This window comes from Olsenella uli, assembly GCF_901212655.1.
GTDB classification, from domain to species: domain Bacteria; phylum Actinomycetota; class Coriobacteriia; order Coriobacteriales; family Atopobiaceae; genus Parolsenella; species Parolsenella uli_A.
In genome coordinates, this window is sequence record NZ_CAAKON010000052.1 from 1 (window position 1) to 15432 (window position 15432).

The following is a 15432-nucleotide window of genomic DNA, read 5'->3' on the forward strand; positions in this document are numbered from 1 at the left end:
ACACATCTTGCGCCGGGGGCCCGGGGGGGCCGCGGGCCGGGCGAAACGACCCGAGGAGCGCCATGCCCACGAGCCCCAACAAACCCGCAACCAGCACCTCCCGCACGCACTCGCCTCAATAGCCTCGTGCCGCCAGCCACGACAGGCACGGCACAAAACGAGGAGCGCCCGCAAGCACATGCCTGCGGGCGCCCCTCTTGTGTGACGCAATCCTCACGCGGCGCGGTCAATCTGTCGCGCCGACGCTAGTCGCCGGCCGCGGCCAGGTCCATGCCGCCAGCTCCGCGCGAGCCGCCAGTGGCACCGCCGCCACCCGAGACGCCCCACGTGCCCGTGGCAGTGGGCAGGTCCATGTGCTCGCGCTCGGTGCGCTCGGGAATCTCGCCAACGCCCTTCGTGAACGTGAGCTTGTCGCCCTCGCCCCTGTCCACGAGCACGATGTCGCCGGCATGCCAGCGACCCTCGAGCAGCTGCTCGGCCAGCGGGTCCTCCACCATCGTCTGGATGGCACGGCGCAGCGGGCGTGCGCCGTAGACCGGGTCGGTCCCCTGCTTTGCAATGAGGTCCTTCGCGGCGTCCGTGAGCTCGATGGACATGCCCTCGCCGATGAGGCGGTTGCGCAGCTCGCGCACCATGAGGTCCACGATGTTGCGCACCTGTTCGCCCGTCAGCGACTTGAATACCACGATCTCGTCTACGCGGTTGAGGAACTCGGGGCGGAAGAGCTTCTTGAGTTCGCCCATCGCGCGACTCTGAATCTCCTTGTCACCGAGCTGCGAGGCGCCGGTGCCAAAGCCCATCGTGCCCGGCTTGGCAATCTCGCGCGCACCCACGTTGGACGTCATGATGATGACGGTGTTCGAGAAGTCCACCTTGCGGCCCTGGCCGTCGGTCAGGCGACCCTCATCCAGAATCTGGAGCAGGATGTTGAAGACGTCCGGGTGTGCCTTCTCGATCTCGTCGAACAGCACGACGGAGTACGGTCTGCGCCGCACGGCCTTCGTGAGCTCGCCGCCCTCGTCGTAGCCCACGTATCCCGGAGGGGCGCCTACGAGCTTGCTCACGGCGTGTTTCTCCATAAACTCGCTCATGTCGAAGGTGGTGAGCGCCTCCTCGGAGCCAAACAGGAACTCCGCGAGGCTCTTGGCCAGCTCCGTCTTGCCAACGCCCGAGGGGCCCAGGAAGATGAACGAGCCGCCGGGGCGACGCGGGTCCTTGAGCGGCGAGCGGCTGGGGCGGATGGCGCGCGCCACGGCGCCCACCGCCTCATCCTGACCAACGACGCGCTGGTGCAGCACCTTCTCGCAGCGCAGCAGCTTGGATGCCTCAGCCTCGGAGAGGTTGGAGACGGGCACGCCCGTGATGCTGGAGACCACGCCGGCGATGTCGTTGGCGTCCACGCCCACGACGTTCTCGTCCATGCGCTTGTGCCACGCGGCCTCGAGCTCGGAGCGCTTTGCCGTGAGCTCCTTCTCCTGGTCGCGCAGCTTGGCGGCCTGCTCGAACTCCTGCGCTGCCGCGGCGGCCTGCTTGTCCGCACGCACGTGGGCAAGTTGCTCATCCACCTCGGCAATCTCGGGCGGCAGCGTCATCTTGTGCACGCGCGTGCGAGCTCCGGCCTCGTCGATGACGTCGATGGCCTTGTCGGGCAGGAAGCGGTCCTGGATGTAGCGGTCTGAGAGCGTGACCGCAGCCTCGATTGCCGCGTCCGTGTAGCGGACGTGGTGGTGCTTTTCGTAGCGGTCCTGCAGGCCGTGGAGAATCTTGAGCGTGTCGGGGATGCTCGGCTCGTTGATGTTCACCGGCTGGAAGCGGCGCTCGAGCGCGGAGTCCTTCTCAATGTGCTTGCGGTACTCGTCTGCCGTGGTGGCACCGATGACCTGGATCTCGCCGCGGCTCAGAGGCGGCTTCAGGATGCTCGCCGCGTCGATGGAGCCCTCGGCAGAGCCGGCGCCGATGATGGTGTGCATCTCGTCGATGAACAGGATGTCGTCCCCGCTCTTCTGCACCTCGGCGAGGACCTTCTTGAGACGGTCCTCGAACTCGCCGCGGTACTTGGAGCCGGCAACGAGGGCCGCCACGTCGAGCGTCCAAATCTGCTTGTTGCGCAGCATGTCGGGCACGGTGCCAGCTGCCACGAGTTGGGCCAGACCCTCGACGATGGCCGTCTTGCCCACGCCCGGGTCACCCAGGATGAGCGGGTTGTTCTTCTGGCGGCGCGCGAGCACCTGCATCACACGCTCAACCTCGAGGTCGCGGCCGATGACCGGATCGAGCTTGCCCTCGGCGGCCAGGTGCGTGAGGTTGCGCCCGTACTGCTCGAGCATGGAGGGCTCGTCGCCGGCGGCCTGCTGCTGTCGGGCGGGGCCAACGGTGACGCCGTCCGGCCCGATGCGGACCTCCTGGACCTGCGAGGCCTTGTCGTCTGACGGGGCGCTCTTCTCCATGAGCCCGTTCACGGCATTGCGCACCGCGTCGCCGGAGATGCCGAGGCGGCTCAGCGTCTCCATGGCCACGCCGTTGCCCTCGCGCACGATGCCAAGCAGCAGGTGCTCGGTGGAGATGTAGGTGGCGCCGCGGCTCATGGTCTCGCGGTAGGCGCCCTCCAGCACGCGCTTGGCGCGCGGCGTGAACGGAATGTGACCGCCGGGCACGGGCTCGCTGGCCCGCTCGGTGATCTGCTTGATGGCCTCGACCGTGTCGTCATAGGTGACGTCGAGCTTGGCGAGGGCCTGGGCGGCGATGCCGTCCCCCTCCTTGATGAGGCCCAGCAGCAGATGCTCGGTGCCAACGTACATCTGGCCGAGCGCCCTGGCCTCGTCTTGCGCGAGGCTCATGACCTTGCGCGCCTTGTCAGTAAACTTGTCGAACATGTGGGGCTCCCCCTCGGGCGCACGTCGCGGGACACGCGCCGTATCATGCGCGCGAGCCTCGAGATGCCCGCGCGACCGTGCCTAGCTGCAAATCGGTATCAGACAGTGTAGGCAATTCTGCCATATGCCACGCGCCATCCACCAATTCGTGATTTGCTCGTAGCTTACCCATGGGGGTTTGTGGGGATACGCCAGATGGGGGTTTACGCAACATTGCGTCAGTTATTTTCCTTCGCCGGAGCCGACGCCTTTCCTGCCGACGCCCACGCGCCCCTCGCCAGCACCCATGCCGCGATAGCCGAAGTAATAGGCACCACAAGGATCACACCGGCGCCGCCCGCGAAGCTCTGCAGCACCTCCACGGCCATGTAATTTGAGGAAATGAGCTGGATGGGCTGCGTGCCATAGCTAATCTGCAACAGCAGCTCGCCCGTCGCCGACCCCACAAACGCCAGGATGAGCGTCTGGCACATGGTCCCGATCATGTCGCTGCCCATCTCCATGCCAGACGAGAACAGCTCCCGCACGCCCATCCCGGGATTGACCCGCTTGAGCTCGAACAGCGGGGATGCCACAGACATGCACATGTCGATGACCGCACCCAAAGACGAGATCACCACGCTCGCAAAGAGCACCTGGGAGATGTCGAGGCCAGTATTGCCCTGGATGACGAGCAGCTCGTCGGCGCCGGCCGTGTTGAAGCCAGAGAGATGCAGCAGCCACGTGAAGAGATAGTAGAAGGCCATCGAGGCAACCAGCCCAATCGCCGCCGCAAGAACGGAGACGAGCGTCTTTCTCGTGAGCCCGTTGAGCATCGCCATGCTCCCCGCCGTGACGAGGAGCGCCGTGAGCAGCGACGCGCCAACGGGAGACATCCCCCTAAAGATTGATGGCAGCAGAAAGAGCGTGACAAGCGCCAGGGCAAACGCAAGGCCAGCGAGGCTGCGAAGGCCCTTGGCTCGGCCAACCCCCATCATAAGGGCCGCAAAGACTGCCAGGATGATGGCGACGGCGGGGAGCCGGTTGTAGTTGAACACCATAAAAAGCGGGTTGGGACCACCCGTGCCGTCGACTCGAACCGTCACCCCCGTACCCTCGCGGGCGATGACGTTCTGCGTGGGCGTGACGCTGTTGCGAATCTGCTCCACCCGCCCCGCGTACGGGCCGTCGTCGATGCGCACCTCAAGCTCCTGCGAACCGGCAACCTGGCCGGTGTCCTCGTCAACAACGAGGTCTTCGGAGATGACACGAGTCACGATGCCGCTCGTGTAGGTTGAGCCCTCGTTGTTGTAGACCGAGAAGTCATTGGGGTTCGCGAGGTTCCATGCGAGCGCCGCCGCAATCGCGAGAACCATGGCCGCCACCACGATGATGGTGTCGTGGATGCTTACTTCCTGCTGCGTGTTGGACATATGACTCCAGATGAACGATTCCGAGAGGGACACAAGGGCGCCCCGCCGTCATGGCAGGACGCCCCTCGTGCGAGATTGCGTCTGACCTGTGAACTGATGCCTAGTTCTTGCGCGTCTTCAGGTACACGCCAAGCCCAATGGCGACAGCCGCTACGACGGCCACCGCGATGACGGGACCCACGGGGAAGGTGTCGCCCGTCTGCGGGAGCTTCTTGCCGCTCCTGGACGAGGAGACCTGATTGGCATGGCCGTTATCGGCCTTGCCCGTCATGTTGCCGTTCCAGTTGCCGCCGTTCTGGTTGGCGCCGTTGTTGTCCGTGCCGCCCGGGACGTTGGGCGTGCCCGGCTGGTTGGGCGCGTTCGGAGTGTCGGACGTGCTCGGCGTGTCGGGCGTGCTCGGCTGGTCGGACTTGCGCGTGATGGTGAACGAGTCAATCGGCGTCCACTGCGCGACCTGCGTGTTGTCGTCCTCCGTCTGATACATCTTGAGCGAGAAGGAGTTCTCGGTCACGTCCGCCACGATGATGGACGGGTTGTTCTGCTGCCAAGAGTAGGCGGAGTAGTTGGGGTACTTGCCGCCAAGCGAGTCGTTGAGCGCGTAGTACTTGGAACCCGAGGCGGAGTCGGCCGTGATATAAAGCACGTCGCCATCGACGGGGTTCGTCACCTCAGTGGGGGCGGCGTCGCTGCCGTTGCCGTAGGTGTACTTCTCGGCGGCGGAGGCGCTCGGGTTGCCATTGGCGTCGAGCATGTAGCTACGGGTGTAGTAGTGGTCGTGGCCGGTCAGCACCACGTCGATGCCCAGCTTGGAGAGAATCGGCGTAAGGTTTGCGCGCAGGTTCTTGATCTGCGTGTCGCTGTAGTGCGAGGCCACGCTGAACGGCGCATGGTGGAACGTGACGACCTTCCACGTAGCCTTCGGATTGGCGGCAATGGCCTGCTCCATGAAAAACTGGTGCGCGGAGAGGTCTGAGGTGTTCGAGTTCAGCGACATGAACAGCACGCCGTTGTAGGTGAACCAATAGTCCGCGCTCTCCGCGCCGGCCTTGCTGGCGCCGTAGTTGGAGAGGTTCGGCAGGTTGTAGTGCGAGGTGTAGAGAACGCTGCCGGCGTCGTGGTTACCCACATCGGTTGCGAGGGTGAGGCTGCGCATAGCAGCGGGTTTGGCAAAGAGGTCGTACTGGGCCTGCTGCCGCAGGGTTGCCGCGCCCGTCTTGTTCACCTGGTCGCCCACAGAGAGCAGGAAGCTCGCGTTGGGCACCTGCGCATAGGCCTGGTTGATGGACACGTCCCATTTGGCGCCGTCCTGCTCGTCATTGCCGCCCGCACCAATCTGCGGGTCGCCGGCGATGAGGAAGCTGAACGCGCCGCCCGAGCCCTGGGCCTGCGTGGTGAAGGTATAGGTGCTGGACCAACCCTCGTCATCGCTGCCCACACGGTAGGCATAGGTAGTGCTCGCCGCAAAGCCGGCCGCCGTGGCCCTATAGGTGGCGTAGCCGGCGGAGACGGGATCGCCGTCCGTGCGAGAGGCGTTGACGGTCTTCACGCCGTCCGCAGGCAACTCGTCGCCCGCCTTGAAGGCGGAGGGAACGACGGCATACTGCACCTTACCGGCACCGGTGGCCGTGCTCAGCCAGTTGAAGTTGCGCTGGGTCTCGTCCGAGCCGATGTTCACGAAGACGTTCTTGACGCCCGCCTTCGCAGGCTTGTCAGGGGTGTCGGGGTCGGTAGGGTCAACCGAGGTCTTGAGCGTGAGGTTCGTCACGTCAAGGTAGATGTCGGAGCTGGAGGCGCGGCCGTTGTGCAACTCCACCGAGATCACGTTGCCCGTGGGCTTGAGGTTGAGCTTGGCCACGTCTGTGAAGTTGACCTCGCCGGTCTTAGGGTCGCTGGCGTTGGAGCCACCGTAGTTGTCCGTGCCGTAGATGGGGTCGGCGCCGTCCTTGGTGTGGTTGTCAAACTCGCCAATCACCTGGCCGTTGATGGCAACGATGGCCGCATCGTCATAGTCAACGGAGCCCGTGATGGCCTTGACGGCGCTCACGTCCGCAACGTCGAACGTGGTGCGGAAGAAGTAGACCGGGATGTCATCGCCCGAACCATCGGACTTGTACTGCATAAGGAGAGTCTTGGGCATGCAGTCCTTGCCGGCGGCGTTCTGTCCCAGCGAGGCAATCTCGCCCCTCTTGGCGCCGAACGAGCCCGCGGCGCTCTTCCAGTCCGCACCGGTCACGACGCCGCTCGTCTGCCAGCCATCCGCCGGATGCACGCCATTATCCACGTACTGCCACGTGGTGGCGGTGCCCGCGATGACCGGGTTCTCGCTCGCAGCCTGGGCCGTTATCGAACCGGCAGCGAAGACAACGACGGCAAGCACCACGGCGAGCACGGCGCACAGCCTAGCGCTCATGCTGATCCGAGCATGCCTCATGCCGCTTGAGTCCGGCACTCCATTCCTTTGGTTCCCCATACCTTCCCCTTTCGGATTGCCGACGACGTTGCGTCCACACGCCACGCGGGCTGAGAAGGCTCCTCGCACAGAGCCCCAATTCCGCCATGCGTCGATTGGATGGAGGCACGCAGACACACTTTGTGAAGTATGAGTTGGCCGCATTAGGCAACGGTAATGAAGGCATGGGAGCGCAAGCCACCGTGTAAGCCCTTCGTCTCAGCTGGGTAATGATGTGTCCGTTTTGCCAATTTGGCAGCATCCGGACCAGAGGACTTACCCATATGAAAAGGGCGCCCGTCGCAGGTAAGTTGCGACGGGCGCCTGAGCGCTCATAGATGACTGATGACGCGGATGGCAACGTGAGGACGGCGTCCGCGATGCCCACCCCGAAGCGTTAGCAGAGCTTCGCGCCCGCCGGAATCGAGCTGTCGAGCTGCAGGACGTTCAGGCGCTCCTGCGCGTCGTCGCCCTCGCCCTCCTTGTGCACGGCGCTGATGATCATGCCGCAGCTGGGGATGCCCATCATCTTGCGGGCGGGGAGGTTCACGATGGCCACGAGCGTCTTGCCCACGAGGTCCTCGGGCTCGTAGTAGGCGTGGATGCCGGAGAGAATCGTGCGCGGCTCGTCCGTGCCGTCGTCCAGCTTGAACTGGAGCAGCTTCTTGCTCTTGGGCACGGCCTCGCACTCGAGCACCTTCACCACGCGGAAGTCGCTCTTGCAGAAGGTGTCGAAGTCCACGAGGTCTGCAAGCTGGGGCTCAACGTGCACCTGGCTGTAGTCCAGGGTGGGGAGCTTGGGCGCCACGACATCCGGGTTGCCTGCGACCTCGCCCGCGGCGGCCTTAGCCTCGGCCGCACCGGAGACCTGGCCGCGCTCGGGCTTCATGTGCGGGAACAGCAGCACGTCACGGATGGACGCCTGGTTGGTGAGCAGCATGACCACGCGGTCGATGCCGATGCCGATGCCGCCCGCCGGCGGCATGCCGTACTCGAGCGCACGCACGTAGTCGGCGTCGAACTGCATGGCCTCGTCGTCGCCGGCGTCGCGCTCGGCAATCTCGGCGTGGAAGCGATCGGCCTGGTCAACCGGGTCGTTAAGCTCGGAGAAGGCGTTCGCATACTCGTGCCCGGCAATGACCAGCTCAAAGCGGTGCGTGAGGCGCGGGTCGTCCTCGCGGCGCTTCGCGAGCGGCGACACCTCAACCGGGTAGTCCACCACGAACGTGGGGTTCACGAGAGACGGCTCGCCCAGCTCGTCGTAGAGCTCGGCGATGAGCTTGCCAGCGCCCCACTCGGGCTTGGCCTCGATCTGGTGGGCGGCGCAGAGCTCGCGCAGGTGCTCGACGGGCGTGTCGAGATCCACCTCCTCGCCAATCGCGTTGCTCACGACCTTGGTCATCGGGACGCTCGGCCAGGTGCCGGAGAGGTCAATCGTGGTGCCCTGGAACTCGATCTGCTCGGAGTCGTTCACACGGGCGTTGGCGGCCTTGATGACGCCCTCGGCCAGCTCCTTCATGCCCTCGAGGTCGGAGTAGGCGCGGTAGGCCTCCATCGTGGTGAACTCGGGGTTGTGCGTGAGGTCCATGCCTTCGTTGCGGAAGATGCGGCCAATCTCGAAGACCTTCTCGTAACCGCCCACGAGCAGACGCTTGAGGGGAAGCTCGGTGGCGATGCGAAGGAAGCACTCCTGGTCGAGCGCATTGAAGTGCGTGATGAACGGCTTGGCCGTGGCGCCACCCTGGATGGTCTGCAGGACCGGCGTCTCCACCTCCATGTAGCCGTCGCCCTCCATGTAACGGCGGAACTCGCTCACGATGGCCGAGCGCTTGCGGAAGGTCTCGCGCACGTCGTCGTTGACGATGAGGTCAACGTAGCGCTGGCGGTAACGGGTCTCCTTGTCGGAGAGGCCGTGGAACTTCTCGGGCAGCGGGCGAATCGACTTCGAGAGCAGACGCACGGAGGTGGTGGCCAGCGACAGCTCGCCGCGGCGCGTGCGCATCATGGTGCCGGTGGCCTCGACGATGTCGCCCAGGTCGAGCGGGCGCAGGGCGCGCATGGCCTCCTCGCCCATGTTGTCGATGCGGCAGAAGAGCTGCATCGTGGCCGAGGGGTCCTGCAGCACGATGAAGCAGACCTTGCCCTGGCCGCGCTTGGCGCGGATGCGGCCGGCGACAGTGTGGACGGTGCCCTCGGGGTCGTCGCCCTCGGCAAGCTCGGCGTAGCGGGCGAGCAGGTCTGCCGCGTGGGCGGTCACGTTGCTGTGCTCGGGATAGGCCTCCTGGCCGGCGTCGAGCAGGGCCTGACGACGGGCAAGGCGGTGGGTGCGCTCGTCAGCGGCGGCATCGGGCGCGACGGCGGCCTCGGCGGCGTTCACGGACTTGTTCTCCTCGGACATACATGCTCCTTAGACGGCAAAGCGCCCCTCCCGCAGGAGATGCGGAAGGGACGCTGGCGGTACGTTCGCTCGCGCCCTTAGCGCGAGATCTTGGTGATGGTATAGCTGCGGGTGGCACCAGACGGGCTGGTGACCTCGACGACGTCGCCCCTGGCGTGACCCATCAGCGCGGAGCCCACGGGGCTCTCGTTGGAAATCTTGTGCTCGAGGGAGTTGGTCTCGGTGGTGCCCACGATGGTGAAGGCCACCTTCTTGTCCTTGCCAACCTCCTGAATCTCCACGGTGCAGCCGATGGACACGGCCATCACGTGGCCGGCACCCTCGGAGACCTTGGCCGTGGACAGAATCTTGCGAATCTCGGCGATACGGGCCGCGTTCTTGGACTGCTCCTCCTTCGCGTCGTCGTACTCGGAGTTCTCGGAGAGGTCGCCGAAGTCGCGCGCAACCTTGATGCGCTCGATGATCTCGGTGTCGTGCTCTCCCTCGCGCCACGCGAGCTCCTCGACGAGCTTCTGACGGCCTTCGGGGGTGAGGATGATCTCAGTCTCTGCCATGGTTCGCTTTCTTGCTCATGGGCCTACGTACCAGGCCGCGGCGCTGCGCCGGGGCCAAGAGCGGCGCGGCTGGGCCGGCCACTCAGATTGCAAGCGCCTCGCACCCGGTCTGCCGGGCGCAAGGCGCTGAGTTCACGCTAGTCGAGCTTGTGGCCGCACTTCTTGCAGAACTTGTTCTCGGCCGGGTTCTCTGCGCCGCACTCGGGGCAGAACTTGTTGGCGTCGGCGTCATCGGAGTCGTCATCGTCGTCGGAGTGCTCGACCACGACGTCCTCGGCCTCCTTGGAGCCAGACTTGGCGTCGGTCTCGCCCTCAATCTCGTCCATGCCCTCACGGACGCCCTTGACCGTCTTGCCAAGGGTCTTGCCGAGCTTCGGAAGGTTCTTCGGCCCGAAGATGATCAAGACGACAGCCAGAATGATAATGAGCTCAGGAGCTCCAAGTCCAAAAATCATGTGCGATTTCCTCTCCGGACAACCCCTCGTGGGCGTGCTTTTGCGTGCGTAATCGCGGGTGGTGCTGAGGTGCAATTTCGTTAGTATACTAGCCCTGCCGCGGTTGCGTCAGCAGGAGACTATAAGCCTTTGGCCGGCTGCTCGTAATCGCCACACCGCGATTTTTGGCCATCATATGGTTCTCGGCCACCCATGCCCTTCGCCGGGGCACTTGGACAAGGAGCCTCGCGTGCCCACTCCCCTCATCGTTATGCTTGTCATCATTGCCTGCGCCGCCCTCTCCTGGGGCGCCCATGTGCTCATGATCCGTGCGCTGGCGTGGCGCGGGGTCACGATGGAGCGCACGAGGTTTGGCCTGGCACTGCTGTTCGACACCGCCGACGAAGACGGGACGCCCGTGCGCATGCTCAACGTGAACGGCGCGTTCCAGAGCGCGTGCTACGCAACGCCGGGGCTCTGCTGCGAGCTGGCCTGCGCCTACCAGCGCGACGAGGCCGAGGTTGTGGCCGCGCTCCCCCGTCTGAGAAGCGCTGTGGTGATTGGCGGGGGCGGGTTCTCGTTCCCCAAGTGGCTCGTGCGCCACCTGCCGCCCGTGCGCGTGACCACGGTGGAGATAGACCCCAAGATCATCGAGATTGCGCGCCAAAGCTTCTACCTCGCGGATGTTGAGCGAGAGCTCGCCGGGAGCGGCCGCTTCGACGTCGTGTGCGCAGATGGCTGGGAGTGGCTTCGCGCGCAGGACGAGCCCGCAGACCTCATCGTGAACGAGGCGTTCTCTGGCAGCCGTCCGCTGGGACCGCTCGGTACGGAGGAGGGCGCCCGGCTTGTGCATGGGCGCCTGAGTGAGGGCGGCGTCTACCTCGCCAACGTGCGATGCCCGCTGAAGGGGCGTCGCTCGAGCGTGCTCCACGAAACGCTTGCGGTGTTTTCGCGCGAGTTCGCGCACGTGTGGCTCCTTTCGGAAGACGTTGGCGACAGCCGTCGGCCTGGCAACAACACGCTCGTGGCAAGCGACTGCGACCTGGCGGCAGCCGGCTGCACGCCGCTGGCGGGACACGAGTGGAGGGCGAACGCGTAGAAGGGCGACCACTGCTAGGAGCACGCAATAAGAGCAGGCGAAAGTGGATACACAATCATGTCGGAACTCAGCTCACGACATGATTTGGAAGCCCGCACCACGGGGTTCGCACGACTTCAACACCCGTGCGGGCACCGCGTCCACACACGCATGAAGACCACGTAGGCACGCTGCCGACACATGAAAAAAGCCGCCAGCAATGCCGACGGCCTCAATCCAGATGGTCGGGTTGACTGGATTTGAACCAGCGACCTCTCGGTCCCGAACCGAGCGCTCTACCAAGCTGAGCCACAACCCGAAGCGAGAGAGAATATTACCAGACTTTTTCGCGCATGCCAACATCTTTTTTTGTCGGGCCTTCGTCACAGCGTCGACGGCCATCACCGTTTAGGCAACGGTATGAACGGCCCACGCGCGCCAGCCATGCCGGCATTGTGCCTCCTGAGCTATACGGGCAGCCGCGTCGTCGCTCTCGCAAAGCGCAAACGAGCAGGAGCCGGAGCCCGTGACCATCGAGCCCAGCACGCCCTCCTGCCCCGCAAGCCACGAAGACACGCGCGCCACCTCGTCGCAGAGCGAGCAGGCGGCCGGGGCCAGGTTGTTGCAGAGCTCTGCCGCCATGGCCTTCACATCGCCCGAGGCCAGGGCCTCGCACGCCCGCTCATAGCCAGCGGGCGCCTCGCCCGCGCGGTCGAACTCCGCATACGCCTCTGCCGTGGACACGCCATCCTCGGCAGGCATCACAAGGGCCACGGGCACTTCGAGGCCCGGGAACGTGCGCTCGAGCACATCACCCGCACCAAGGTATAGGCCGGGCCGAGGATCAAGGAAGAACGCCACGTCGGCGCCCACGCGGCGGGCCACGGACACCACGCGCTCATCGAGCGCGTCCACGCCCCATCGCTCTGCAAGCGCGCGAAGCACGGCGCCGGCATCGGCCGAGGAACCGCCAAGCCCAGCCTTCTCGGGAATGCGGGCCGTAACCTCAATGTGCACGCGGGACTCCATGCCCAGCGCCCCGGCAAGCAGGGTCGTGGCCTTCCACACCGTGGTCCTTTCAGGCACAACCTCGAGCGCCGGTGCATGGTGCACCGAAAGCTCGGGGGCATCCGTCACCACGATGGTATCGCACAAGGAAATCGGCACCATGACGGAATCGACGCGGTGGTAGCCGCGCGCGTCTCTCTCGTCATGAATGCCGAGGTAAAGGTTGACCTTGCAGGGTGTCTCAATGACCTGACGGCCCGTCACGCCAGCTCCGGGCTAGTCGAGGGGCTCGGCAGGCGCGTAGTCGAAGAGGCACTCGCCGCTCTCATAGTCGAACAGTTCGACGGTGCCCGTGAGCACGTCGACGTACTGATAGCTCTGGCGCGCGGTGCGGCCGCGACGCTCCTCGACCTCGACCACGAACAGCGAAGGGTGCGCCTGGACCAGCGTGCCCGTGCGCTCGACGATGCGCGAGCGGCCCATGTTGGCCCTGACCTTCATGCGCTCGCCCTTGAGGCTCAGCAGCTTCTCGCGAATCTCATCAATCTTGTTAACGGTAGGAACTTCGTTCTCCATGCCACGCTCTCTGTTTCCGGCCGCTACCATTCAAACAAGGCGGCCGCCCCAACGGCGGCGCACTGCAAAAAGGCAGAAAGCAGCCATGTTGTTTTCGCACGATTTCTTATCGTAGTCTGCAGAATCACGTGCCTCGAGCCAAAGGGGAAAGGAACGCAGAATGAACATGGAGCACAACGGGGACGAGGACACGGCCGCACGCGCCGACGGCCAGGCGAACGAGTGCGAGAGCAGGCGACAGAAGGCCTGCGACGCCGGGCAATCGAGCGCAGGCAAGCAGCTGGACGCATGCGGCACCGGGCAGGCAGACGCATCCGAGCAGCCCGTCGTCCCCGCCGGCACGCTCAGCCTCGAGCGCGCCGGACGCGTCATGGACAACCTTGAAAAGATGGGCATGCGCCAGCTCATCGTGGCCGACCCGACGTCCATCTGGTACCTCACGAAGTACTGGAACATCCCCTGCGAGCGCTTTTACGCCCTCTACCTTGCGCGCGAGAAGGCGGGCGCGCCCGTTGAGGCCACGATGTTCTGCAATCGCCTGTTTCCGGACGCCTCCGGCGTGGGCGCCCAAATCATCACGTTTGACGACACCGAGAATCCGATTCCCCTGGTTGCCGGCATGACCCGCCACGACGAGCCGCTCGGCGTGGACAAGGTGCTCGCCGCTCGCTGGCTGCTGCCGCTCGTGGACGCGGGCGCGGCCAGTGAGTTCCGCCTGGGCTCCCCCGCTGTCGACGACGCCCGCTCCATCAAGGACGCCAAGGAGCTCGACCTCATGCGCGCCGCGTCGGCCACCAACGACCAAGCGATGGCGTGGCTCCGCGCCCAGGTGCGCGAGGGCGTCACCGAACACGAGATTGCGGGCGGCCTTTTGGCCGAGTATCGTCGCCTTGGGGCACAGGACCACAGCTTCACACCCATCGTGAGCTTTGGCGCCAACGCGGCCGACCCGCACCACGAGCCCGACGGCACAGTGCTCAGGCGCGGCGACGTGGTGCTCTTTGACGTGGGCTGCAAGCGCGACTCGTACTGTTCGGACATGACGCGCGCGTTCTTCTGGGGCGAGCCGAGCGAGAAAGCGCGCGAGGTGTACGAGACCGTGCGCCGCGCCAACGAGGCCGCCGAGGCCATCGTGCGCCCGGGCGTGACGTTTGCCGAGATAGACCTCACCGCACGCCGCATCATCGAGGACGCCGGCTACGGCGAGTACTTCACGCATCGGCTGGGTCACCAGATTGGGCTTGAGGACCATGAGCCCGGCGACGTCTCCAGCGCGCACGACGAGCCGGTACGGGTGGGCCAGTGCTTCTCGATCGAGCCGGGCATCTACCTGCCGGGCGAGGTGGGTGTGCGCATCGAGGACCTGCTCATCGTGACCGAGGACGGCTGCGAGGTCATGAACCGCTACCCCAAGGAGCTGACGGTGCTGGAGTAGCCAGCCGCCGAGACGAGAAGCTGGCGGCGCTGGAGCCGGTCATCACGTATCTCGAGGGAGCCGCGGCGCCCGACCGAGCCTTATCAGAGGCATCGAAGTTGCCCGAAGACGCGTTTTCGGCTCTAGGTGCGCTCTCGGACTCCGGCCCCGGTTCGCAATCACCGCCCTCCCAATTCTCGCAACGCGGCTATGCATCACGGCATAGAAATGGCCGGTCGGAGCAGCGAGGCTCCGACCGGCCATTTGTTTTTTGTAGGTTGCCCATCAGGAGATGGGGCCGAATCAGAGATGAGGCCAAACAGGCGTCTTAGTACAGGCCCTCGCACTTGGAGAGGGCGGCCTCGTCGGCAACGACGACGCAGTTGGTGTGCAGCTGCAGGATGGAGGCGGGGCACTGCGGCGTCACCGGGCCGAAGCACATGTCATACACGGCCTGGGCCTTCTTCTCGCCGTTGGCCACCATGAGAATCTGGCGCGCGTACATGATGGTCTGGGTGCCCATCGTGTAGGCCTGGCGCGGCACGTCCTCCTCCTTCTCGAAAAGGCGACTGTTGGCCTTGATCGTGGACTCCGTGAGGTCAACGCAGTGCGTGCCCTTGGAGAAGTGGTCATCCGGCTCGTTGAAGCCGATGTGACCGTTGTTGCCTATGCCAAGAAGCTGCAGGTCGGGATAGCCAGCGTCGGCCACGATCTTGTCGTAGGCCTTGCAGGCCTCCTCGGCATTGGGGTTGGCGCCGTCGGGCACGTGCGTGTTCTCGATGTCGATGTTGATGCCGGAGAAGAACTCCTTGTTCATGAAGTAGTGGTAGCTCTGGGGATCATCGTGCGTGAGACCACGGTACTCGTCCAGGTTGTAGGTCTGGACCTGAGAGAAGTCCACATCGCCCTTCTTGTACCACTCGATGAGCTGGTGATAGGCGCCAATGGGCGTGGTGCCCGTGGCGAGCCCAAGCACGCAATCCGGCTTGAGGATGACCTGGGCGGAGATGATGTTGGCCGCCTTGCGGCTCATATCCTCGTAGTCCTTGGCCTTGATGATCTTCATAGCGCGTCCCTTCTAATCGATTGCGGGACGCAGATACGCCCCGCTTGCGGCCCGCGTCGGCCGCAACCAACGTGAGGCGCGAACCACCTGGGCGAGGTCGCGTGCTATGGGTTCACTCGGCATGTCGGGGCCCCAGCCCATCCACACCGGGCCTGGGCAAAAGTCCCAGG

The 15432-nt window shown here is 65.0% G+C and carries 11 protein-coding genes and 1 tRNA gene; 2 read left to right on the top strand and 10 right to left on the bottom strand.

Annotation, left to right across the window (positions count from 1 at the left end):
* Positions 1–245: 245 nt before the first annotated feature.
* From EFAMC2_RS09455 to tatA, 6 genes are all read right to left on the bottom strand, one after another.
* On the bottom strand, positions 246–2873 hold the full coding sequence (locus EFAMC2_RS09455) for an ATP-dependent Clp protease ATP-binding subunit (protein ID WP_154028933.1): 2628 nt from the start codon (positions 2871–2873) through the stop codon (positions 246–248).
* 218 nt (positions 2874–3091) lie between these two features.
* Positions 3092–4285 carry a YibE/F family protein gene (locus EFAMC2_RS09460; RefSeq protein WP_154028935.1) on the bottom strand — a complete coding sequence of 398 codons (1194 nt, stop codon included), beginning with the start codon at positions 4283–4285 and terminating at the stop codon, positions 3092–3094.
* 100 nt (positions 4286–4385) lie between these two features.
* Positions 4386–6695: a purple acid phosphatase family protein gene (locus tag EFAMC2_RS09465; RefSeq protein WP_187325271.1), complete on the bottom strand. Its 2310-nt coding sequence runs from the start codon at positions 6693–6695 to the stop codon at positions 4386–4388.
* Positions 6696–7131: 436 nt separating this feature from the next.
* Positions 7132–9132: a lysine--tRNA ligase gene (gene lysS, locus EFAMC2_RS09470; RefSeq protein WP_154028938.1), complete on the bottom strand. Its 2001-nt coding sequence runs from the start codon at positions 9130–9132 to the stop codon at positions 7132–7134.
* 77 nt (positions 9133–9209) lie between these two features.
* The gene (gene greA, locus EFAMC2_RS09475) at positions 9210–9686 is read right to left on the bottom strand and encodes a transcription elongation factor GreA (protein WP_154028940.1); all 477 of its coding nucleotides are present in this window, start codon (positions 9684–9686) and stop codon (positions 9210–9212) included.
* Between the two features lie 137 nt (positions 9687–9823).
* Positions 9824–10141, bottom strand: a complete 318-nt coding sequence (tatA, locus tag EFAMC2_RS09480; protein WP_154028942.1) for a twin-arginine translocase TatA/TatE family subunit — start codon at positions 10139–10141, stop codon at positions 9824–9826.
* 229 nt (positions 10142–10370) lie between these two features.
* On the opposite strand from tatA, the gene EFAMC2_RS09485 reads away from it, so the two are divergent.
* Complete coding sequence (locus EFAMC2_RS09485; RefSeq protein WP_187325272.1) at positions 10371–11219, top strand: spermidine synthase; 849 nt, start codon at positions 10371–10373, stop codon at positions 11217–11219.
* Positions 11220–11440: 221 nt separating this feature from the next.
* Here the strand turns inward: EFAMC2_RS09485 and EFAMC2_RS09490 are convergent.
* The 3 genes from EFAMC2_RS09490 to EFAMC2_RS09500 form a co-directional block, all read right to left on the bottom strand.
* Positions 11441–11517: transfer RNA gene (locus EFAMC2_RS09490), tRNA-Pro, on the bottom strand.
* A gap of 89 nt (positions 11518–11606) precedes the next feature.
* Positions 11607–12470, bottom strand: coding sequence for a 4-(cytidine 5'-diphospho)-2-C-methyl-D-erythritol kinase (locus EFAMC2_RS09495; RefSeq protein ID WP_154028945.1), 864 nt, complete (start codon positions 12468–12470; stop codon positions 11607–11609).
* Positions 12471–12482: 12 nt separating this feature from the next.
* Entirely contained in the window at positions 12483–12782 is a 300-nt protein-coding gene (locus tag EFAMC2_RS09500) for a Veg family protein (RefSeq protein WP_154028947.1), read from the bottom strand.
* 160 nt (positions 12783–12942) lie between these two features.
* Between EFAMC2_RS09500 and EFAMC2_RS09505 the strand changes: the two genes are divergently transcribed.
* Positions 12943–14217, top strand: a complete 1275-nt coding sequence (locus EFAMC2_RS09505) for a M24 family metallopeptidase (RefSeq protein ID WP_261980246.1) — start codon at positions 12943–12945, stop codon at positions 14215–14217.
* A gap of 307 nt (positions 14218–14524) precedes the next feature.
* Here EFAMC2_RS09505 and nagB read toward each other — a convergent pair whose 3' ends face one another.
* On the bottom strand, positions 14525–15262 hold the full coding sequence (gene nagB / locus EFAMC2_RS09510) for a glucosamine-6-phosphate deaminase (protein ID WP_154028949.1): 738 nt from the start codon (positions 15260–15262) through the stop codon (positions 14525–14527).
* Between the last annotated feature and the right edge of the window lie 170 nt (positions 15263–15432).

Coding starts and splice junctions, on each gene's coding strand:
- EFAMC2_RS09455 (WP_154028933.1), bottom strand. CDS start 2,873: ATGTTCGACAAGTTTACTGACAAGGCGCGCAAGGTCATGAGCCTCGCG.
- EFAMC2_RS09460 (WP_154028935.1), bottom strand. CDS start 4,285: ATGTCCAACACGCAGCAGGAAGTAAGCATCCACGACACCATCATCGTG.
- EFAMC2_RS09465 (WP_187325271.1), bottom strand. CDS start 6,695: ATGAGCGCTAGGCTGTGCGCCGTGCTCGCCGTGGTGCTTGCCGTCGTT.
- lysS (WP_154028938.1), bottom strand. CDS start 9,132: ATGTCCGAGGAGAACAAGTCCGTGAACGCCGCCGAGGCCGCCGTCGCG.
- greA (WP_154028940.1), bottom strand. CDS start 9,686: ATGGCAGAGACTGAGATCATCCTCACCCCCGAAGGCCGTCAGAAGCTC.
- tatA (WP_154028942.1), bottom strand. CDS start 10,141: ATGATTTTTGGACTTGGAGCTCCTGAGCTCATTATCATTCTGGCTGTC.
- EFAMC2_RS09500 (WP_154028947.1), bottom strand. CDS start 12,782: ATGGAGAACGAAGTTCCTACCGTTAACAAGATTGATGAGATTCGCGAG.
- EFAMC2_RS09505 (WP_261980246.1), top strand. CDS start 12,943: ATGAACATGGAGCACAACGGGGACGAGGACACGGCCGCACGCGCCGAC.
- nagB (WP_154028949.1), bottom strand. CDS start 15,262: ATGAAGATCATCAAGGCCAAGGACTACGAGGATATGAGCCGCAAGGCG.